The following is a 21,767-nucleotide window of genomic DNA, read 5'->3' on the forward strand; positions in this document are numbered from 1 at the left end:
GGTGCTGATCGGGCACGCCCATGCGGCACTGCGCGCCACGCGCGGCGCGGCGATCGCGGTAGCCCGCATCGAGACGGAGCCCGGGCGGATCCGCTTTGCCGGCATCGGCAACATCTGCGCCTGCGTGGTCACACCCGGGGCGCTGGGCAGCGCCGGCACGCGGCGCCAGTTGATGTCGCACAACGGCATTGTCGGCTGCACCATGCGCAAGGTGACTGAAGTGGAGGCGCCGTGGCCACCCGACACACTGTTGATCCTGCACAGCGATGGCCTGGGCACGCACTGGGACCTGGATGATTATCCCGGACTGAGCGCGCGGCACCCGGCCATCGTTGCGGCGGTGCTGTACCGGGATTTCGCGCGTGGGCGCGATGACGTCACCGTGATCGTGTGCCGCCGCAACAGCGAATGCCGCACGTGGACGGGCCCCGCGAGCGCCCCGGATTCGCCTGCCGCAGCTGGCCAGGGAGCCTTGTCATGAGGCTCCCGCTCTTCCAGCTCGCCCTGCGCGCGGACACCGATGTGGTGGTGGCGCGCCAGGCAGCCCGCAACGCCGCGGCCGAGCTTGGCTTCTCCGCGATCGAGCAAACGGCCATCGCCACCACGGTGTCGGAGCTTGCGCGCCTGCTGCTGGCGATGGACGAGCCCCGTACGCTGCGCGCGGAGATGATTCGCGGCGATTGCCGCAACGAGATGGCGCGCGAACTCGCCATCGTCGTCGATGCGGCGCCCTCCGCGATTTCAACGCTGGCGCGCATGCTGCGTGGCGAGGCCCTGCCGGACGACCCGCCGGCCCAAGCGCTACTGCATGCCGTGGCGCTGGCCGACACCTGGTCGCTCGAGCCCGAAGGATCGCCGCAAACCCGTCTCGCGATTCGCCGGCATCTGCCGCCAGCCGCGGCCGAGCCTGCGCCCGCCGCGCTGGCTGCCATCTCCGGGCATTGCCTCGAGCGCTCGCCCGATCTCATTGCGAGCGAGCTGCGCGAGCAGAACCGCGAGCTGGCGGGCACGCTGCACGAGCTGGCCGCCCGCCAGCGCGAACTTGAGCTGCTGGCCAACGAACTGGCGGACACCAACCGCGGCGTGGTGGCCCTGTACGCGGAGCTGGATGATCGCGCCGAGCGCCTGCGCGCAGCGGACGAAACCAAGAGCCGCTTCCTCTCCAACGTGAGCCACGAACTGCGCACGCCGCTGAGCTCGATCCGCGCCTTGTCCACGTTGCTGCTCGACCAGACCGATGGCCCGCTCAATGCCGAGCAGGTACATCAGGTGACGATGGTGCGCCATTCCGCCGAGGCGCTGAGCCAGCTGGTGGACGACTTGCTCGACCTGGCGAAGATCGCCTCTGGCAAGACCGAGGTGCACGTCACCGAATTCACGCTGGACAATACCTTCAGCGCGCTGCGCGGCATGATGCGCCCGCTGCAGCACACCGCCGACGTGGAACTGGTGTTCGGCTCCGTCGACCATATCCCGTCGCTGCATACCGACGAGGGCAAGGTGGCGCAGATCCTGCGCAACTTTGTCTCCAACGCGCTCAAGTACACCGAGCGCGGCGAGGTGCGCGTGGGCGCCGTCTACCTTCCTGCTACCGATCAAGTGGTGCTGACGGTTGCGGACACCGGCATCGGCATTGCCCCCGATCACCTGCCGATGGTCTTTGAAGAGTTCGTGCAGGTCGCCAACCCGCTGCAGCACCGGGTCAAGGGAACTGGCCTGGGCCTCCCGTTGTGCCGCCAGCTTGCCGAATTGCTGAACGGCGACATCCATGTCCAAAGCGAGGCTGGCAAGGGATCCACCTTCACGCTGATGATCCCTGCCCACTGCCACGCGCGAACGCGCCACGCTGCACCTTTCGATACGCCACATCGCTGAGTTCGCCATGAACATCCTGCCCTCTCCCATCAACGCCAAGCGCCCGCTGATCCTTAACGTGGACGATAGCGACGGGCCTCGCTACGTCAAGGGCCGCATCCTGCAGCGCGCGGGCTTCTCCGTGCTGGAGGCCGCGAGCGGACAGGCCGCGCTGTCCCTGGTCCGCCAGCATGCCCCGGACCTGGTGCTGCTGGATGTGAAGCTGCCCGACATCAATGGGCTGGAAGTGTGCAGGCTGATCAAGAGCGATCCCGAGACCGCCAGCACGCTGGTGCTGCAGACTTCGGCCGCGCTGACCGAATCGCGCCACCGGGTGCAGGCGCTGGATGGCGGCGCCGACAGCTACCTGGTCGAGCCGGTGGAGGCAGAAGAACTGGTATCGAGCATCAATGCCCTGCTGCGCATGCGCAAGGCTGAGGAAGCCTCCCGCCAGTCATCGCAAGCCCTGCGCGAAAACGAGGAATTGTTCCGCCAGCTGGCCGAGAATCTCTCCGATGCGCTGTGGATCCTGGACCCCGCCGAGAACCAGTTCCTGTTCATGAGCCCGTCGTTCGCCCAGCTCTGGGCGCGCCCGGTGGAAGACCTCAAGCACAACCCGCGCTTTTGGCTCGCCAGCGTGCACGCCGAGGACCGCGAGCGCATGGAAGCCGCCTTCGATGCGATGCTGCGCGACGGCCATATGGATGCGGAATTCCGGCTCGAGCGAGGCGATGGCGAGGTACGTGAGGTCCGCGCGCGCGCATCCCCGGTCTCCAATACGGCTGGTGTCTTCTATCGCGTGGCCGGCATCTGCCAGGACATTACCCCGCAAAAGCGTGCCGAGCGCATGCTTCTGGAAGAGGACCACCGCAAGGACGATTTCCTCGCCATGCTGGCCCACGAGCTGCGCAACCCGCTCGCACCGATGCGCAGCGCCGCCGACTTGCTGATGCGCTGCGCGCCAAGCCGCGAGGACACCTTCAAGGCGCGCGACATCATTGCCCGCCAGCTGCATCACCTGACCCGCCTGGTGGACGACCTGCTCGATGTCGCACGCTTCACCCAGGGCCGGATCGTGCTGCGCGACGACCTGGTCGAGCTGCGCACCGCGTTGAATACCGCCGTGGAAGCCGTGCGCCCGTTGATCGATTCCCGTGGCCACACGCTGCGGCTGAGCGTGCCGGAGGGGCCGATGCCCGTACGCGGCGACCTGGTGCGGCTGACCCAGATCTTCAGCAACCTGCTGCACAACGCGGCGCGCTATACCCAGCCGGACGGCCAGCTTGCGCTGGAAGTCACCAGCGATGGCACGCTGCTCACGGTCCGCGTCCAGGACAACGGCCCCGGCCTGTCACCACAGGCGCTGCAGGCCATCTTCGACCCGGCCACCGCGCATCACGGCGACAAGCCCGCTGGCACCACCAGTGCGCAAGGCATGGGCATCGGCCTCTCGCTGGTGCAAAAGCTGGTCAAGCTGCACGGCGGCAACGTCTACGCGCAGAGCGCGGGCGCCGGCCTGGGCTGCACCTTTGTGGTGGAACTGCCCGCGCAGCCGTGGCAGAGCTGGCAGCCCGAGGTGGGCAAGCTACGGTCCCGGCCCGGCACGCCGCGCACGGTGATGGTGGTGGACGACAACATCGATGCGCTGGAGGCGATGGCGCTGACGCTGGAGGCCATGGGACACACGGTGGTGACCGCCATCGACGGGCCGGCCGCCATCGTGCGGGCAGTCAAGGCGCAGCCCGATGTGATCTTGCTGGATCTTGGGATGCCGGCGATGGATGGTTTCGAGATTGCGCAGCGGCTTCGGGCCATACCGGAGTTGCAGCATGTGCGGCTGGTGGCCTTGACTGGTTATAGCCAGCCGGCTGACCGGCAGCGCACGACGGAAGCCGGATTCGACCAGCATCTGGTGAAGCCGGTGGATCTGGAGGCGTTGTTGCGGATTCTGGATGACCTTGGGGAGCCGGTTGCCCCCCGACCTTGACTTTTCGGAGATGGAACATGCAGCTGCACTTTCATATCACACCCGAGCCTGATCAGACCCCGACACCGCCGGAAGTTCCGCCGCCGGAAGTGCCTGATCCCGATCCGCCCGCTCCCGTGAGCGATCCGCCGCCCGGGGACAGGCCGCCGCCGCCACAGCGGGCGTGAGGCTTCAACGCCAACAAGAGACCGGGCTGGCCGCGCATCCGGCCCGCCCGGTATCCCGCAATCGTTGCACGCAGGAAATCCTGCTCACCCCGCCCGCACACCCCACCCGCTCACCCGCTCACCTCACCCCGTTATTCACACTCGCTCACCGGCCGACCCACGGGTCATAGTGATCGGACTCCCAATACGCCGAAGTGCCGTAATACTGGTGGATGCTGGTCGCCCATTGCGGATCGGCCATGGTCGGCCAGTGATCCTTGTCGAATCCGGGCGCGCCCTTGAGCTTTTCCTTGTCGATGCCAAGCACAAAACACTTGCGCCGCGTATCTAGCGTCAGCGCCGACCAGGGAACCGCGAACAACTTCTCCCCGATGCCGAGGAAGCCACCAAACGACAGTACGGCATAGGCGACCCGCCCGCCCCGCACGTCGATCATGATGTGGTCGATGGTCCCAAGATCCTCGCCGCCCGGGCCAATCACCTTGTTGCCTTCCAGCGTATCGGCGGCCATCACGAATGGCCCCGGGCCGGAGCGGTCCGCATCGAGCTCGCCGACGATGGCGGCGCCGGGCACAGGCGGGTTGGCTGGGTTGGCTGGGTTGGTTTGTAGTGGGTTCATGTGTCTGTACCTCCAGGTTCGAATTCAGGCTGTGAAGGGTGAGAAGCCGGGCCGGCCTGCGATTCAATGCGAATCCGTCTTGCCCTTGAGATGCGCGGCGGGCTTTGCCCCGGCGGGCTGGTGCTCGCTGCCGCGCTTGAGACTCCAGTCCGTGTCGTCGCGCGGCGTGCTGGTTTTCCTCTCGGCGTGCATGGCGGCGCTAGGCGAGATCGGGTCGCTGGCCGGGAACGTCATGTCGAGCGCATCGTCCACCGCTTCCTGATAGGTGGCGGGGGCTTTTTGCTGTGTGTCCCTCGCGGTCCTGGCGGCCTTCGGCGGCGTGGACTTGCCGATGGCGTGCGACTTGGCCTTTTCCTTATGCATGTTCGGCTCCTTGAGCAGGGTTCGGGACATCCTGTTCATGCAAAGGGCGGGCCAATATGCACTGATGGCCTGCAGGAGGCAGCCGTGCCAATCCACGCAGGCTGAAGACGGCCTTTCGCGGGCGAAAAAAATAGCGCCCGCAAACGCGGGCGCCATGCATATTATGCTGAGATCGGTAAAAGCTACGGGTTCAAGGGGATCCGTGCGCGATGGCATGCAGCGGAAAACTCACGGAAATGCACACCCATCCGCTATCGGTCGAACACCCCTGCCCTTCGGCCTCGATGTGCGCCCCATGCGTCTCCACCAGCCGCCTGGCGAGCAGCAGCGCGGTGCCCTGGCGTGGCGCCGATACACCGCCCTGGACCTTGCGCCGGCGGAAGAAATCGGAAAGGACGGCAATGCGCTCGTCCTTGCGTGCGTCGGTGGGCGCCCGGCTCTCGGTAATGCGCAGCCGGATCCGCCCCACCTCCGGCTTGAGGTGCGCCTCCACGGTATCAGCGCTGCGCGCATGGCGGATGCAATGCACCAGCAGGTGACGCAGCAGCGGATCCAGGCGGCGGGGGTCGGCGTCGATCTGCAGGGCGGCGGCAGGCTGCCCCTCAGGGGTATCCACAAGCGCCGCAGCCAGGGTTACGCCGCGCGCATCGGCCACCGGGCGTACCTCGTCCGTCGCCTTCTGCAGTGCGGCCAGCAGGTCCACGCGCTCCCACTGCGGCGGGCTCTCGTCGGCCAGCAGCGCCACCGCCTCCTCCATGTGTTCGATCAACGCCAGCTGCTGCTGCATGCCGGTGCGCATGCCGGAAAGCGCCCGCTGCGCGGAGGTCGGGGGCGTGTCGAGCGAGCGGTCCAGCACGTAGGCCCAGCTCTGCACTCCGTTAAGCGCGGAGCGCAGGTCATGCGCCACCTGGCCGATCAACGCGGCGACTTCGGCGGTGCTCTGGATCGGCCAGGTGGATTCACCGGCCACGGGATGACCCGGTGCGTCGGGGCCGTCAGAAGGATTATGTTGCTGCGACATCGATACCTTGTGGGGACTGCATGCTCACCCGGTTGTCATGCAAAAAGCATACCGCGCACGCAATTGGATTGCATCCGCGCGGCCCGAAACCGCAATCCAGGCACGCATCCGCAAAATCTTGTCTAGGATCAGAGACGTGGCTGCGCTGCGCCCTCGTCTTGCCACTCCCCGGGCTGCCACGCTTCTTGCATGCCATCCCGCGCGGGCGCCACCGCACGCGTCCCTGACCGATGCCACCAGGAGGATCCCGATGACGGCAGATACCGAGCCGACAGTCCCGCCCGCCCCGTCCGCCGCGCACCCCGGCCATGACACCCGTACCGCCATGTCCAGCGCCACCATCCGGCGCGCCTTCCTCGACCATGTGTTCTATACGCAGGGCAAGCTGCCGGGCCTGGCCAGCGGCAACGATCTCTACCAGGCCCTTGCCCACACCGTGCGCGACCGGCTGGTGCAGCGCTGGATCAGCACCGCCGAGGCCTACCTTGGCCAGCCATCGCGCACTGTCGCCTACCTTTCCGCGGAATTCCTGATGGGCCCGCACCTGGGCAACAACCTGGTCAACCTGGGCATCTGCGACGAAGTGCGGGAGGCCATGGCGGAGCTCGGCCTCGACCTGAATGAAATCCTCGCGCAGGAGGAGGAACCTGGCCTGGGCAATGGTGGCCTGGGCCGGCTGGCGGCCTGCTTCATCGATTCGCTTGCCACGCTGGAGACGCCGGCGCTGGGCTATGGCATCCGCTACGAATACGGCATATTCCACCAGTCCATCATCGATGGCATGCAGGTGGAAAGCACCGACACCTGGCTGCGCAACGGCAACCCGTGGGAGATCCAGCGCTCGGAGTGGGCGGTGCAGGTCAAGCTTGGCGGGCATACCGAGCGCTACACCGATGACCGCGGGCATTACCGCGTATGTTGGGTGCCGGACAAGACCGTGGTGGGCGTGCCCTTCGACTCGCCAATCCTCGGCTACCGCGTCAATACCGTAAACACGCTGCGCCTGTGGCGCGCGGAGGCCACCGAAGCCTTCGACTTCAATGTGTTCAACCGGGGCGACCACCTCGGTGCGGTCAGCAAGAAAGTGACCTCCGAAAACCTGACCAAGGTGCTTTACCCGAACGACGAAACGCAGCAGGGCAAGGAGCTGCGGCTGGAGCAGCAATACTTCTTCGTCTCGTGCTCGCTGCAGGACATGCTGCGCCTGCTGGACGCGCACGGCATCCCGCTGACGCGCTTCCATGAAAAATTCGCGGTGCAACTCAACGACACGCATCCCTCGATCGGCATCGCCGAGCTGATGCGCCTGCTGGTGGACGACCACGACCTGCCCTGGGACCAGGCTTGGGACATCACCCGGCGCGCCTTTGCCTATACCAACCATACGTTGTTGCCCGAGGCGCTGGAGCGCTGGCCGGTGCCGCTGTTCGAGCGCATCCTGCCGCGCCACCTGGAGATCATCTACGAGATCAACGCGCGCTTCCTGGACGAAGTGCGCATCCGGTTCTACGGCGACGCGTCGCGCCTGGCGCGGCTGTCGCTGATCGATGAAAGCGGCCCCCGCTATGTGCGCATGGCGCATCTGGCCTGCGTGGGCAGCCACGCCATCAACGGCGTGGCCGACCTGCATTCGCGCCTGATGCAGCAAGACGTGCTGAAGGATTTTTACGAGCTTTGGCCGGAAAAATTCACCAGCGTCACCAATGGCGTCACGCCGCGGCGCTGGGTGGCGCTGGCCAACCCGCGGCTCACCAGGCTGGCCTGCGACGCCATCGGAGACGGGTGGATACGCGACCTGTCCGGCCTGCGCGCCCTTGAGCCCTACGCCGACGATCCCGCCTTCCGCCACCAGTGGCATGCGGCCAAGCGCGCCAACAAGACCGACCTGGCCCGCGTGATCAAGGACTCCACCGGCGTCGTGGTGGACCCTGATTCGATGTTCGATGTCATGGTCAAGCGCATCCATGAGTACAAACGGCAGCATCTTGCCGTGCTGCATATCGTGGCGCTGTACCACCGCATCAAGTCCGATCCGCACGCGGACATCGTGCCGCGCACCTTCCTGTTTGCCGGCAAGGCCGCGCCTGGCTACCACTATGCCAAGCTGATGATCCGCTTCATCACCGCGGTAGGCGAGGTGGTCAACCGGGACCCGCAGGTGCGCGACCGGCTCAAGGTGGTCTTCCTGCCGAACTTCAACGTGACCTACGGGCAGCGCATCTACCCCGCGGCCGACCTCTCCGAGCAGATTTCGCTGGCCGGCAAGGAGGCGTCGGGCACTGGCAACATGAAGTTCGCGATGAACGGGGCCATCACCATCGGCACCATGGACGGCGCCAACATCGAGCTGCGCGACCATATCGGCGCCGACAACTTCTTCCCCTTCGGCCTGACCGCCACCGAGGTCTACGCGCTCAAGGCGGCAGGCTACCGGCCGAGCATGTTCTTCGATGGCAATGCGGAGCTGCGCGCGGTGATCGGGCTGGCCCGCCAGGGGTTTTTTTCCAAGGGCGACGCGGCCGTGTTCCAGCCGCTGTTCGACGGCTTGCTCCAGCATGACCCCTACCTGCTGCTGGCGGATTTTGCCTCGTACCTGCATTGCCAGCAGGATGTCAGCGCCGCGTTTGCCGACCAGGAGCGCTGGCAGCGCATGTCGGTGCTGTCGTCGGCACGCTCCGGGCACTTCTCGTCCGATCGCGCCATCCAGGAGTACTGCTCCCGGATCTGGCACGTCGGGCCGGTACGGGTACCCCTGCTGCACCAGGCCAGCGACGCCCATGCCGCGCACCGGCACCGGCGCCGGCTCGTCAACGCATGAGCGCAGGCCGGGCAGCGCGCGGTACATGCTAGTTCGGCGCCGTGGTGCTGCCCGGCGGCGTGCTCGTGCCGTTGGCGCGCAGCGATTCGGGCAACTCGCCCCTCGAGGCATATTCTTCCAGGCGGTTATACAAGGTCTTGAGGCTGATGCCGAGTATCTCGGCGGCGTGTTTCTTCACGCCGGAGCACTGCGCCAGCGTGGCGAAGATCAACTGGCGGTCGGCCTCGGCCAGCGACATCCCCACTGGCACCGAGACCACGGCGGTGGCGGCCGGATTGGTCGCCGCGACCTGCAGCGGCACGCGGGCATCGGCAATGAGATCCTGGTCGGCCATGATGTAGGCGCGTTGCACGAAGTTGCGCAGCTCGCGCACATTGCCTGGCCATGCATGCAGTAGCAGGCTGTCCAGCAACTCCGGGGCAAAGCGGCGTTGCGTGCCATGCTCGCCATTCATCTGCTCCAGCAGCGTGTTGGCGATCTGCACCACGTCATCGCCGCGCGCGCGCAGCGGCGGCAGCTCGATCGGGAACACATTGAGCCGGTGATAGAGGTCCGCGCGAAGCTTGCCCTCGGCTACCGCTTCCTCCGGGTTGCGGTTGGTGGCGGCCACCACGCGCACATCGGCATGCAGCTCGCGGTTGGTGCCAACGCGCATGAAGGCGCCGGACTCCAGCACGCGCAGCAGCTTGACCTGCAGCTCGATCGGCATCTCGGTGATTTCATCGAGGAAGAGCGTGCCGCCGTCGGCCCGCTCGAAGTAGCCCTTGTGCTGGCGCTCCGCGCCGGTAAAGCTGCCGCGCTCGTGGCCGAACATCTCGGATTCGATCAGCGTGGGGGAAATCGCGCCGCAGTTCACGGCCAGGAAGGGCTGGCGCCGGCGCGCGGAGAGCTCGTGCAGCGTCTGCGCGGCCAGCTCCTTGCCGGTGCCGCTCTCGCCCACCAGCAGCACCGTGGCTTCGGTGGGGGCCACCTTGCCGAGCTGGTCGTAGACCACCTGCATCGCTTCGGAGCTGCCAAGCAGGCGGCCAAAGCGGCCGTAGCGGCGCAGTTCGCCGCGCAGGCAATGGATTTCCGCCTTGAGGTCGCCGGTGGTGGCAATGCGCTTGAGGATGGTGCGCAGGCGCGTGACGTTGATCGGCTTGACCAGGTAGTCGGTGGCGCCCCGGCGCAGGGCATCCACGGCGGATTCCACACTGGCGTAGCCGGTCATGAGTATCACTTCGACGCCGGCAGTGCCAACCTCGTTGAACAAGTCCATGCCGCTGCCATCGGGCAGCTTCAGGTCGGCCAGCACGGCATCGGGCATCTGCCAGCCGATCTGCAGGCAGGCTTCGCGCAGGTCGCCTGCGGTGGCGGACGTAAAGCCCTCAGCCGCCGCGATCTCGGACAGGGCGGCACAAGCATTTTCATCGTCATCGACGATCAGGATGTGGGGCATCGTTCTCCGTATCGGCACCGTATAACCCGGCTGCCACGGCAAGCACGTCCTGGCCCTATGTCAGAACATACGGCAGTGGTGCGACTTGGCGCCAGGGTTAATCCGGGGATACCACCAATTTTATGCGGGCGCCAGCCGCAGCGGTACCGGTGTCTGTCTGACAACGCCACGCGCCGGCAGGCATTGGCGCAGCAACCGTTCAAAACAGTGGCCTCAAGCCAAAGCACGCGCTAGGATTAGCGCAACTGCCGCCAGATTGCCCCGCCGCCGGCGCACTTCCTGCCGACCCCGCCATTGGCAATCGCGTCCCCATGCCTCTCTCGATGACAAGCTTCAACCCGCCTGCCTCTTCCGCCTCCCGTCCCGCCACGCCGCCAAGCGGCGCGCCGCGGCGCGCGGCCGTCCAGGGTGCCTCGGCCTTGCTGTGGCAAAGCGCTTCGCCCGTCATGCAGCAGTTGCTCGCCCAGATCGACCGGGTGGCCGCCACGGAAGTCACGATGCTCGCGGTGGGCGAAAGCGGCACCGGCAAGGAACTGGTAGCCCGCGCCGTGCATGACCGCGGCGCGCGCCGGGCCGGGCCGTTCGTCGCGGTCAATTGCGGTGCCATTCCCGCCACGCTGATCGAGTCGGAGTTGTTCGGCCACGAGAAAGGCGGTTTCACGGGCGCCGTGCAGCAGAAAGCCGGGTATTTCGAGCAAGCCCGGGGCGGCACGCTGTTTCTCGATGAAGTCACGGAAATGGCGCCGGACATGCAGATCAAGCTGCTGCGGGTGCTGGAGACGCGCACCTTCCACCGCGTGGGCGGCGACACGCAGATCGTGTGCGACGTGCGGATCCTCGCCGCCACCAACCGCGACCCCGTCGAAGCGGTGCGCACCGGCCAGTTGCGGGAGGACCTGCTTTACCGCCTTGCGGTCTTCCCGTTGCACATTCCACCGCTGCGCGAGCGTGGCGAGGACATCGCGCAACTGGCCAAGCACTTCCTGGCGGAATTCAACGCCATGGAAGGCGCCGACAAGGTGTTTTCCGGCACGGCGCTGGAACGGCTGCGGCACTATGGCTGGCCCGGCAATGTGCGTGAACTGAGGAACACCATCTATCGCGCCTTTATCCTGGCCGACCGCGTCATCGACATCGCCAACCCCAATATCGCCACCCAGCCGCCACGGCCGGCCACGCTGGACGGTTTCGTCAACGTGCGCATCGGCACGTCGCTGGCCGACGCGCAGCGCGAGATCATCCTGGCCACGCTGGCGCGCTTCGACGGCGACAAGCGGCAGGCAGCGCACTCGCTGGGCATCAGCCTGAAGACGCTCTACAACCGGCTGGACACCTATCGCGCCAGTTGAGCCGCGGCGTGGTGCAACCCACCAAACGGCTGGCTGCCCCGCTTTGTAGCATTGCACCCCGATTGGGTGCCGTTTCTTCCTTCCGAGCCGCCTTTCCCGTCCTTCCGGGCATTGTCGCCTGATCCCGCGTCCCTTTCTGCTCCATCTCGGTGCGTTCACGCAAGCGGGCTTTTCCGGCTGTCTCTCCGAGCGCACTCGCCGGTCTTGCACGCCGTGTGCCGGCGCTGAGGGCCTCGCCTTTTTCCCCGAACTGCCACCGACGCGCAGTAGTATTTACACACATTGCGCATCTCCGATCCGTCAAGTCACGCCCGACGCACCTGCCGCCTTCCCCCCGCCCGCCCTTGGCGTCGCTGGGGCTCCGGGTTTCCCAGGTTTGCCGGCTCCTGGCCTGGCACGCGCTTCGCGTAACAGGAGGGGCGCGAAGGCCTGCCGCGATGCAGCAAACGGTAAGAGCCCGCACGATCGAGCGTCATGGCATCGCTTCCCATCCCCCGATGTCCGCCAAGCGATATCGAAGGAGTTCCACCTTGAACCCGAGCATGCTATTTGTTGCCGCCGAGGCGATCCCCCTGGCAAAAACCGGCGGACTGGGCGACGTGGTCAGTGGACTGGCGCGCGCGCTGCAAGCGCGCGGCTGCGACATCACCATCCTGATGCCCGGCTACCCCGAAGCCATCGCCCGCACGCAGGATGTGCGCAGCATCGGCGGGCTGCCGCTGGCGCTGCCCGCCGGCCACGGCGCCGCGCGGCCGCTGAGCGCACGCCTGCCCGGCACCAGCGTCAAGGTGGTATTGCTTGATTGCGCCGCGCTGTATGACCGCGCCGGCTCGCCGTACGTGGACGGCGCGGGCCGCGACTTCGTCGATAACCCGCTGCGTTTCGCCGCGCTCAGCCACGCGGCCACGGCCATCGCCGCCGGACGCACCGCGCTGCCGATCCCGGACGTGGTCCACGCGCACGACTGGCACGCCGCACTCACGCCGCTGCTGATGCAGCGCGCTGGCGACGGGCTGCCCGCAGCCACTCCGGCCTGACGGCAACAGGTGGGAATGAAACGTGCGAATCTGCCAGATCGACCTATCCTCCTCCCGGCCTGACGGTGCACATGATGGTGCGCATGAAGGTGCGCATGATGGTGCGCCTGACGCCGACGCACTGGCCCGAGCCGCGAAGCTGGGCTTCGACCATGTGCTGCTGGCTGGCTGGCCGGTGCTCCATGCGCAGGGTCCCGCGCTGGCGCAGGTGGTGGCGGCCTGCGCCGCCCACGGCTTGTCCTGCCTGCTGGAACTCGCACTGGACCGCTACCCGCAAGGCAGCGCCGGCCTGGACCCGGGCTGGCGCGAGCCCGCGGGCCTCGCCGCCGACCCGCGCGACACCGACAACCACCTGCCCGGCGTGCGCCTGCGCTGGCACGATCCGCATACCGCATCGGCGCTGGTGCCGTGGTGGGGAGACCGGCTGCGCACCCCTGTCGCCGCCGGCATCGCCGGCTTTGTCTGCCGCGCGCCGGCCCGCGTGGCCGGACGCCACTGGGCGGCATTGATTGCCGGCGCCCGCCGTGCCGCGCCCGGGCGCAGCGTGGCCTTCCTGGCGTGGACCCCGGGCCTGGGCCCCACGCAGCTCGATGACCTGCGCGAAGGCGCGTTCGACGGCGCCTTCTGCTCGCTGCCGTGGTGGGACTACCGCAGCGCCTGGCTCACCGAGGAGATCGCGCGCCTGCGCCCCTTTGGCAAGGTGCTGGCTGCGCCGGCGCTGGACGGCGCCGGCACCGACGTGCTGGCCGCGCGCCGCGCGCTATGGGCCGCGGCCGCCATCGGCGACGGCATGCTGGTGCCGGCCGGCTTCGAGGCCGGCGGCGACGGCGAGACGCCGCCGCCCTACGACCTGTCCCATGAGGTAACCCACGCCAATGCCTGGCTGGCCGCGCGTGGCACCGCGCCGGTCCGCGCTTTGCGGCTGGTAAGCGGCGGCAACGCGCCCTTGACGGTGCTGGCCCGCACGGCCGGCGCCCCGGGCGAGGAGCCCGCGGCGCTGGCTATCGTGATCAACCCCGATGCGCGCGAGGCGGCATCGCTGGGGGCGGACCGCATCCTGGCAGCCTTGCCTCACGGCGCCGGCGCGCTGGTGCAGGCCGAGGGCGGCCCAGGCGGCGCCGACCCGGCCGGAGCCGTGCTGGATGCGATGGCAACCATTGCGCTGGCGCCAGCCGGCATCCAGCTCTACCACCCGATACCCAGCGCCGCGCAGGCCGCGCCCGCGCGGCGCAATGGCAAGCGCATCGCGGCGGCCGTGCGCGCCGCGCTGGAAAAAAGCGTAGCCGCGGCCTTGCAGGCGCCCCGCATCGCCATCGAGAACATCACCCCTGCCTGCGATGCGGGGCGCTTCGCGGTACGCCGCGTGGCCGGCGAACGGGTGGAGGTGGAAGCGGACATCTGGATGGATGGCCACGACAAGCTGGCCGCCGTCCTGCTGTGGCGCGGCCCGGGCGAGCAGGAATGGCGGCAGTCGCCGCTGACACCCGGCGTCAACGACCGCTGGAGCGGCAGCTTTCCGCTGCGCGCCTTGGGCCGCCACACCTTCACGGTGGAAGCCTGGCGCGACACCTTTGCCAGCTGGTGCGACGAGGTCACCAAAAAGAAGCAGGCGGGCGTGGATGTCACGCTGGAGATCGAGGAAGGCGCGCGCCTGGTGGCGGCAGCGAGCGGCACGGCGGCAGCGGATGCGGATGTGCGCGCCATCGCCAGCCAACTGGAAGCCGCCCGAGGCAATCCCGACGGCGACGTGCACCGGCTGGAGCTGCTGCTATCCTCGCGGACCCGCGCCGCCATGCAGGCGGCCGACCCGCGCCCGTTTGGCACCCGTCACCCGGTGGCGCTGCCGGTGGAGGCCGACAGGCTGGCCGGGCGCTATGCGAGCTGGTACGAGCTGTTCCCGCGTTCGCAAAGCGGCGACACCCAGCGCCACGGCACCTTCGACGACGTGATCGCGCGGCTGCCGGCGATTCGCGCCATGGGCTTCGACGTGCTGTATCTCACGCCGATCCATCCTATCGGCCTTACCCATCGCAAGGGGCGCAACAACAGCTTGCGGGCCAACCCGGGCGACCCTGGCAGCCCGTACGCCATCGGCTCGGACGAAGGCGGCCATGATGCCATCCATCCTGAGCTAGGCAGCTTCGATGATTTCCGCCGCCTGCGCGACGCCGCCGCCGCCGAGGGCCTGGAGCTGGCGCTGGACTTCGCCATCCAGTGTTCGCCAGACCATCCCTGGCTGCGCGAGCACCCGGAGTGGTTCGCGCACCGGCCCGATGGCTCGCTGCGCTACGCGGAGAATCCGCCCAAGAAGTACGAGGACATCGTCAACGTCGATTACTACTGCGCCCCGCCGGCCGACGCCGCGCTGTGGACGGCGCTGCGCGACGTGGTGATGTTCTGGGCGGAGCAAGGCGTGCGCATCTTCCGCGTGGACAACCCGCACACCAAGCCGCTGCCGTTCTGGGAATGGATGATTGCCGACGTGCGCTCGTGCTTTCCCGATGTGCTGTTCCTGGCCGAGGCGTTCACGCGGCCCAAGATGATGGCGCGCCTGGCCAAGCTGGGCTTCAACCAGTCGTATACGTACTTCACCTGGCGCAACCACAAGCGCGAACTGACGGAATACATGACGGAGCTGACGCAAAGCCCGTTGCGCGAGTTCTATCGCCCGCATTTCTTCGTCAACACGCCGGACATCAATCCCTATTTCCTGCACGACAGCGGGCGGCCCGGCTTCCTGATCCGTGCCGCGCTGGCCGCGCTGCTGTCCGGGCTGTGGGGCATGTACAGCGGCTTTGAGCTGTGCGAAGGCACGCCGGTGATGAAGGACGGCGTGCCCAAGGAAGAGTATCAAGATTCCGAGAAATACCAGCTGCGCGCCTGGGACTGGCAGCAGCCCGGCAACATCGTTGCCGAGATCACGCGCCTGAACGCCATCCGCGCCAGCCACCCCGCCCTGCAAAACCACCTTGGCCTGCGCTTCTTCCACGCCAGCGACGACGCGGTGCTGTACTTCGCCCGCTTCGTCCCGCGCGCGACCGGCGCCGTGGGCAGCAGCGAACGTGCCACCCGCTTTGGCGACGACGTGCTGCTGGCGGCCATCAGCCTGGACCCGCGCGCGGTGCGCGAGTCGGCCATCGAGCTGCCGCTGTGGGAATGGGGCTTGCCCGATCACGGCGCGCTGCACGCCGAAGACCTGATGCACGGATCCCGCTTTGCCTGGCGGGGCAAGCACCAGCGTATCCGGCTGGACCCGCACGCCCTGCCCTTCGCCGTGTGGCGAGTGCAGCCGCTGCGCGAGGAGCCAGCATGAAACGTCTGACCGAGCCGGCAAGCGCCGCATGGCTCAATGCCGACCCCCTCTGGTACAAGGACGCGGTCATCTACCAGTTGCACATCAAGTCCTTCTACGACGCCAACGGCGACGGCGTGGGCGACTTTGCCGGCCTGTCCGCCAAGCTCGACTACCTCGTCAACCTGGGCGTGGACACCGTCTGGCTGCTGCCGTTCTATCCCTCGCCGCGCCGCGACGACGGCTACGACATCGCCGACTACCGCAACGTCCACCCCGACTACGGCACCATGAGCGAGGCGCGCCGCTTTGTCGCCGCGGCGCACGCGCGCAGCCTGCGCGTGATCACCGAGCTGGTCATCAACCACACCTCCGACCAGCACCCGTGGTTCCAGCGCGCGCGCCGCGCCAAGCCGGGCTCGGCGGCCCGCAATTACTACGTGTGGTCCGACAGCGACCAGACCTACGCCGGCACGCGCATCATCTTCTGCGACACGGAGAAATCCAACTGGAGCTGGGACCCGGTGGCCGGCGCCTACTTCTGGCACCGCTTCTACTCGCACCAGCCTGACCTGAACTTCGATAACCCGCAGGTGCTGCGCGAGGTGATGTCGGTGATGCGCTTCTGGCTCGATATCGGCGTGGACGGCCTGCGGCTGGACGCGGTGCCCTACCTGGTCGAGCGCGAGGGCACCAGCAACGAGAACCTGCCCGAGACCCACACGGTCATCAAGCAGATCCGCGCGCACCTGGACGCCGAGTACAGCGGCCGGATATTGCTGGCCGAAGCCAATATGTGGCCCGAGGACGCGCAACAGTATTTTGGCGGGCCCGGCGCGCCGGCGGCGTCCATCTCGCCGATCTCACCCGCGCTTACCGGGCAGGCGAGCCGCGCGCCGCCGCCGGTGTCCACGCCGGCCGCGCCCGCCATGCAGAGCGCGGGCGAGCTGAGCAACGAAGGCACCGCCGAGCTGGGCGACGAATGCCATATGTCGTTCCACTTCCCGCTGATGCCGCGCATGTACATGGCCATCGCGCGGGAGGATCGCTTTCCCATCACGGACATCATGCGGCAGACGCCGGAGATCCCGCCCAACTGCCAGTGGGCCATCTTCCTGCGCAACCACGACGAACTCACGCTGGAGATGGTCACCAGCGCCGAGCGCGACTACCTGTGGGAGGTCTATGCTTCGGACCGCCGCGCCCGCATCAACCTGGGCATCCGCCGCCGGCTTGCACCGCTGATGGAGCGCGACCGCCGCCGCATCGAGCTGATGAACAGCCTGCTGTTCTCGATGCCCGGCACGCCCGTGATCTACTACGGCGACGAGATCGGCATGGGCGACAACATCCACCTGGGCGACCGCGACGGCGTGCGCACGCCCATGCAATGGTCGCCCGACCGCAACGGTGGCTTCTCCCACGCCGACCCCGAGCGCCTGGTGCTGCCGCCGTTGCAAGGGCCGCTGTACGGCTATGATGCAGTCAACGTCGAGGCGCAGACGCGCGATCCGCATTCGCTGCTCAACTGGATGCGCCGCATGCTGGCGTTGCGCCGCCAGCACCGCGCCTTCGGCCGGGGCACGCTGCGCTTCCTGTTCCCGGGCAACCGCAAGATCCTGGCCTACCTGCGCGAGTTCGAGGGCGAGCACATCCTGTGCGTGGCCAACCTGGCACGCGCGCCGCAGGCGGTGGAGCTGGACCTCTCCGCCTTTGCCGGGCGCGTGCCGGTGGAAATGATGGGCGCCACGCCCTTCCCCGCGATCGGGCAACTCACGTATCTGCTGACGCTGCCGCCTTACGGGTTCTATTGGTTCGTGCTGAGCGAAGAAGCCCAGCCGCCCTCCTGGCACGTCGACGCCCCCGAGCAGATGCCCGATCAGATCACCCTGGTATTGCATAGTGCGGCCCACGCCGAGCTGACCGAAGCCTCGCGCCGCACGCTGGCCAACGAAGTCTTGCCGCACTACATCGGGCGGCGCCGCTGGTACGGCTCCAAGGGCGAGCGCATCGGCAGCGTGGCGATTGCCTACGCCATCCCGTTCGGCCAGGGCACCGCCGGCGACGAAACCTACCTGTGCGAAATGGAGCTGGCGCTGGACAGCCGCGCCGAGTGCTACCAGTTGCCGCTAGGCATGCTGTGGGACCGCGATGACCCGGGCGAAGGCGCCTCCCAATTGGCGCATTCGCTGTCCATGGGGCGCGTGCGCAAGGGCAGCCGGGTGGGCCTGGTCACCGATGGCTTTGCGGTGGAGTGTTTTGCCCGCGAGGTGGTGCGCGCGCTGCGCGACGGCCTCGCGCTGCCCAGCCCGCGCGGGCCGATCCGCTTCCTGGCCGAACCGGGCCTGGCGGCGCTGCCGCTGGAAACCGACGAGATCCAGTGGGTGTCGGCCGAACAATCCAACAGCTCGCTGTCCTTCGACAACTCGGCCGTGCTCAAGCTGGTGCGCCGCATTGCCGCGGGCATCCACCCCGAGGCCGAAGTCACACGCTATCTCACCGCGCAAGGCTACCGCAACTCCGCGCCGCTGCTGGGCGAAGTGGTGCGCACTGGCGAGGACGGCGAACCGCGCACGCTGATGCTGCTGCAGGGCTACATCCTCAACCAGGGCGACGCCTGGGGCTGGACGCTGGACTATCTCGGCCGCGCCATCGACGACGCCGTGCCATCCGAAGACAGCGAGGAAGAATTCGCCGAGGCACTGAAGGGCTACGCCACGGTCGCCGGCACGCTGGGCCAGCGCCTGGCGGAGCTGCACGCGGTGCTTGCGTGCCCGACCGACGATGCCGCCTTTGCGCCAGAGCCCGCCGGCGACGCGCAGGCGCGACTCTGGGCCGAGGAAGCCATGGCCGAGCTGGCGCGCACCGTGGCGCTGCTGAAAAAGCGCGCGGGCGAGTTGGGCCGCGCGTCCCGCAACCAGCGTTTCGCCGCGGATATCGAGACCTTGATCAAGGCCCGCGCGCAACTGCCGCAGCTGGTGGCAAAACTTGCCGCGGCGGCGCCGGGCAGCCTGCAGACCCGCATCCATGGCGACTTCCACCTAGGCCAGGTGCTGATCGCGCAAAACGATACCTACCTGGTGGACTTCGAAGGCGAGCCGGGGCTGCCGCTCGACTGGCGCCGCCGCAAGACCTCGCCGCTGCGCGATGTGGCCGGGCTGCTGCGCTCGCTGGACTACGCCGCCGCCACGGTCGGCACGGACCGCCACGAGCGCACCCATGCCGCCCTGCCTCCGTCCCAGACCCAACGCCGCGAGGCGTTGCTGGACCGTTTCCGCCAGACCGCCGGCGACGCCTTCCTGGCCGGCTACTGGCAGGTGCTTGCCGCCGCCCCGCAGCCCTGGGTGCAGCCGGAGCAGGCGCAAGCCTTGCTGGACCTCTTCCTGCTGGAGCGTGCCGCCTACGAGGTGGGCTACGAGGCCGCCAACCGCGTGGCCTGGATCGACCTGCCGGTCAACGGGCTGGCGCGCCTGGTGCGCAAGCTGACCGGCTCCCCCGAGGACGGCGATGAACAAGCCTGAGAGCACGCCCCCCCGCAACGCCGTGAAGGACAAACGCGCGCCTGGGGACGCGCCACCGCCACCGCCACTGGCCATGTCCGACCTGGAAGCGCTGCTGGCGGCACGCCATGCCGATCCCTTCGCCGTGCTTGGACCCCACCCCGCCGGCGGCCGCACGACGGTGCGGGCCTGCCTGCCCGGCGTGCAATCGGCCTGGCTCGCCGACCCGGATGGCACGCGGCTGGCCGAACTGGAGCGGCTGCATCCCGGCGGCATCTTTGCCGGCTCGCTGCCCGGCACGGCAGGCGCGCGCGACTATCGCCTTGGCATGCGCTGGCCGGACGGCACCGAACAGCTCAGCGCGGACCCTTACGCCTTCGGCACGCTGCTCGGCGACCTGGACCTCCACCTGATCGCCGAGGGCCGTCACTTCGAGCTTGGCCGCTGCCTGGGCGCGCAGGTGCAGGACATGGGCTGGGCCTGCGGCGTGCGCTTTGCGGTATGGGCGCCGAACGCGCGGCGCGTCTCGGTGATCGGCGACTTCAACGGCTGGAACCCGGCGCGGCACCCAATGCGCCTGCGCCATGGCGCCGGCATCTGGGAGCTGTTCATTCCCGACGCCATGGGTGCCCGCCCGGGCAGCCGCTACAAATACGACCTGCTGAGCCCCAATGGGGAATCGCTGCCCGACAGGGCCGACCCGGTGGCACTGGCCACGGAGGCCCCGCCGGCCACGGCCTCGGTGGTGGCGCAGCCAGGCACCTCGGCGCCGCCGTATACCTGGACCGACCAGGCCTGGATGCGCCACCGGGCCGCCACCGATCCGCACGCCGCGCCCATCTCGATCTACGAGATGCATGTCACCTCGTGGCTGCGCGACATCAACGATCCGGTGCATGGCTGGGAGCGCCTCGCCGCGCGGATGATTCCCTATATCCGCGAGCTGGGCTTTACGCACATCGAGCTGTTGCCGGTGATGGAGCACCCGTTCGGCGGCTCCTGGGGCTACCAGCCGTTGTCGCTGTTCGCCCCGACCGCGCGGCTGGGGCCGCCGCAGGCATTTGCCGCGTTCGTTGACCGCTGCCACGAAGCCGGCATCGGCGTGATCCTCGACTGGGTGCCGGCGCATTTCCCCACCGATCCGCACGGCCTGGCCGAGTTCGACGGCACCGCGCTGTACGAGTACCAGGATCCACGCGAAGGCTTCCACCAGGACTGGAACACGCTGATCTACAACCTGGGCCGCAATGAAGTGCGCGGCTTCATGCTGGCCAGCGCCCTGCACTGGCTGGAGCACTATCACATCGACGGCCTCCGGGTGGACGCGGTGGCGTCGATGCTGTACCGCGACTACAGCCGCGAGCCGGGCCAGTGGGTGCCTAACCGCTTCGGCGGCCGCGAGAACCTGGAGGCCGTGGCCTTCCTGCGCGAGCTCAACACCGTGGTGCGCGACCGCTGCCCGGGCGCCATGACCATCGCCGAGGAGTCCACCGCCTGGCCCGGCGTGACCGCGCCGGTGCAAAGCGGCGGGCTGGGCTTCACCTTCAAGTGGAACATGGGGTGGATGCACGACACCCTGCGCTATCTCTCGCACGATCCCGTGCACCGCGCGTGGCATCACCAGGACATGACCTTCGGCATGGTCTATGCATGGTCCGAGGCTTTCGTGCTGCCTATCTCGCATGACGAAGTGGTGCACGGCAAGGGCTCGATGATCGGCAAGGCGCCCGGCGACCACTGGCAGCGCTTTGCCAACCTGCGCGCCTATTACGGCTTCATGTGGACGCATCCCGGCAAGAAGCTGCTCTACATGGGCGGGGAATTCGCGCAATGGAAAGAGTGGGACCACGACACCGAGCTGGACTGGGCCTTGCTGGAGCAACCCGAGCATCGCGGCATGCAGGCGCTGGTGCGCGATCTCAACCGCCTGCACCGCGAGCTGCCGGCGCTGCACGCGCTGGACCACCGGCCGGAAGGCTTTAGCTGGGTGGTGGGCGACGACAGCCACAACAGCGTCTTTGCCTTCCTGCGCCGCGCCGCGCCGAGCAGCCGCGAAGTGGTGCTGGCGGTGGTCAACATGACGCCGGTGGTGCGCCCGGGCTACCGCCTGGGGGTGCCGTTCGCGGGCCGCTGGCAGGAATGCCTCAACACCGATGCTGCCTGCTACGGCGGCAGCAATGTCGGCAACGGCGGTGAGGTGGCCGCCACCGCCGCGCCGTCGCACGGCCTGCCCGCCTCGCTCACCCTCACCATCCCGCCGCTGGCCACGCTGGTCCTGCGCTATCTCCCGGAAGGAGCCTGACTTGCCCCTTGCCCCCGCCA

Annotated in this window: 13 protein-coding genes; 9 read left to right on the forward strand and 4 right to left on the reverse strand. The window is 68.1% G+C overall.

The features are described from left to right. The 3 genes from ACYP5B_RS13965 to ACYP5B_RS13975 form a co-directional block, all read left to right on the forward strand. Positions 1-481: SpoIIE family protein phosphatase (locus ACYP5B_RS13965; RefSeq protein ID WP_459570102.1), on the forward strand; the 481-nt coding region annotated here is incomplete at its 5' end. Next, positions 478-1,875: a sensor histidine kinase gene (locus tag ACYP5B_RS13970; protein WP_459570104.1), complete on the forward strand. Its 1,398-nt coding sequence runs from the start codon at positions 478-480 to the stop codon at positions 1,873-1,875. The genes ACYP5B_RS13965 and ACYP5B_RS13970, both read left to right, overlap by 4 nt. 7 nt (positions 1,876-1,882) lie before the next feature. After that, positions 1,883-3,841, forward strand: a complete 1,959-nt coding sequence (locus ACYP5B_RS13975) for a hybrid sensor histidine kinase/response regulator (protein WP_459570106.1) — start codon at positions 1,883-1,885, stop codon at positions 3,839-3,841. A gap of 312 nt (positions 3,842-4,153) precedes the next feature. Here the strand turns inward: ACYP5B_RS13975 and ACYP5B_RS13980 are convergent, their stop codons facing one another. From ACYP5B_RS13980 to ACYP5B_RS13990, 3 genes are all read right to left on the reverse strand, one after another. Next, positions 4,154-4,627, reverse strand: coding sequence for a PRC-barrel domain-containing protein (locus ACYP5B_RS13980; protein WP_400095971.1), 474 nt, complete (start codon positions 4,625-4,627; stop codon positions 4,154-4,156). 63 nt (positions 4,628-4,690) lie between these two features. Continuing rightward, complete coding sequence (locus tag ACYP5B_RS13985; protein WP_459570108.1) at positions 4,691-4,990, reverse strand: hypothetical protein; 300 nt, start codon at positions 4,988-4,990, stop codon at positions 4,691-4,693. A 190-nt stretch (positions 4,991-5,180) separates the two neighbouring features. After that, the gene (locus ACYP5B_RS13990) at positions 5,181-6,011 is read right to left on the reverse strand and encodes a sensor histidine kinase (RefSeq protein ID WP_459570110.1); all 831 of its coding nucleotides are present in this window, start codon (positions 6,009-6,011) and stop codon (positions 5,181-5,183) included. Between the two features lie 250 nt (positions 6,012-6,261). On the opposite strand from ACYP5B_RS13990, the gene ACYP5B_RS13995 reads away from it, so the two are divergent. Beyond that, positions 6,262-8,829, forward strand: coding sequence for a glycogen/starch/alpha-glucan phosphorylase (locus tag ACYP5B_RS13995; RefSeq protein ID WP_459570111.1), 2,568 nt, complete (start codon positions 6,262-6,264; stop codon positions 8,827-8,829). Positions 8,830-8,857: 28 nt separating this feature from the next. Here the strand turns inward: ACYP5B_RS13995 and ACYP5B_RS14000 are convergent, their stop codons facing one another. Then, positions 8,858-10,267: a sigma-54-dependent transcriptional regulator gene (locus tag ACYP5B_RS14000; RefSeq protein ID WP_400095975.1), complete on the reverse strand. Its 1,410-nt coding sequence runs from the start codon at positions 10,265-10,267 to the stop codon at positions 8,858-8,860. Between the two features lie 323 nt (positions 10,268-10,590). Between ACYP5B_RS14000 and ACYP5B_RS14005 the strand changes: the two genes are divergently transcribed. The 5 genes from ACYP5B_RS14005 to glgB all read left to right on the forward strand — a co-directional run bounded on the left by ACYP5B_RS14005 (position 10,591) and on the right by glgB (position 21,747). Next, positions 10,591-11,616: a sigma-54 interaction domain-containing protein gene (locus ACYP5B_RS14005; RefSeq protein ID WP_400095976.1), complete on the forward strand. Its 1,026-nt coding sequence runs from the start codon at positions 10,591-10,593 to the stop codon at positions 11,614-11,616. Positions 11,617-12,146: 530 nt separating this feature from the next. After that, positions 12,147-12,653: a glycogen/starch synthase gene (locus tag ACYP5B_RS14010; RefSeq protein WP_459570112.1), complete on the forward strand. Its 507-nt coding sequence runs from the start codon at positions 12,147-12,149 to the stop codon at positions 12,651-12,653. Between the two features lie 22 nt (positions 12,654-12,675). Further along, entirely contained in the window at positions 12,676-15,966 is a 3,291-nt protein-coding gene (locus ACYP5B_RS14015; RefSeq protein WP_459570113.1) for an alpha-1,4-glucan--maltose-1-phosphate maltosyltransferase, read from the forward strand. Beyond that, positions 15,963-19,466 carry a putative maltokinase gene (locus ACYP5B_RS14020; RefSeq protein ID WP_400101239.1) on the forward strand — a complete coding sequence of 1,168 codons (3,504 nt, stop codon included), beginning with the start codon at positions 15,963-15,965 and terminating at the stop codon, positions 19,464-19,466. The genes ACYP5B_RS14015 and ACYP5B_RS14020 overlap by 4 nt, the downstream gene beginning before the upstream one ends. 73 nt (positions 19,467-19,539) lie before the next feature. Continuing rightward, a complete protein-coding gene (gene glgB, locus ACYP5B_RS14025; RefSeq protein ID WP_400101247.1) occupies positions 19,540-21,747 on the forward strand; it encodes a 1,4-alpha-glucan branching protein GlgB in 2,208 nt (735 codons plus the stop codon). Positions 21,748-21,767 lie beyond the last annotated feature (20 nt).

The organism is Cupriavidus sp. 8B (assembly GCF_054589115.1).

Coding starts and splice junctions, on each gene's coding strand:
- ACYP5B_RS13980 (WP_400095971.1), bottom strand. CDS start 4,627: ATGAACCCACTACAAACCAACCCAGCCAACCCAGCCAACCCGCCTGTG.
- ACYP5B_RS13975 (WP_459570106.1), top strand. CDS start 1,883: ATGAACATCCTGCCCTCTCCCATCAACGCCAAGCGCCCGCTGATCCTT.
- ACYP5B_RS14005 (WP_400095976.1), top strand. CDS start 10,591: ATGACAAGCTTCAACCCGCCTGCCTCTTCCGCCTCCCGTCCCGCCACG.
- ACYP5B_RS13985 (WP_459570108.1), bottom strand. CDS start 4,990: ATGCATAAGGAAAAGGCCAAGTCGCACGCCATCGGCAAGTCCACGCCG.
- ACYP5B_RS13995 (WP_459570111.1), top strand. CDS start 6,262: ATGACGGCAGATACCGAGCCGACAGTCCCGCCCGCCCCGTCCGCCGCG.
- ACYP5B_RS14020 (WP_400101239.1), top strand. CDS start 15,963: ATGAAACGTCTGACCGAGCCGGCAAGCGCCGCATGGCTCAATGCCGAC.
- glgB (WP_400101247.1), top strand. CDS start 19,540: ATGTCCGACCTGGAAGCGCTGCTGGCGGCACGCCATGCCGATCCCTTC.
- ACYP5B_RS13970 (WP_459570104.1), top strand. CDS start 478: ATGAGGCTCCCGCTCTTCCAGCTCGCCCTGCGCGCGGACACCGATGTG.
- ACYP5B_RS13990 (WP_459570110.1), bottom strand. CDS start 6,011: ATGTCGCAGCAACATAATCCTTCTGACGGCCCCGACGCACCGGGTCAT.
- ACYP5B_RS14000 (WP_400095975.1), bottom strand. CDS start 10,267: ATGCCCCACATCCTGATCGTCGATGACGATGAAAATGCTTGTGCCGCC.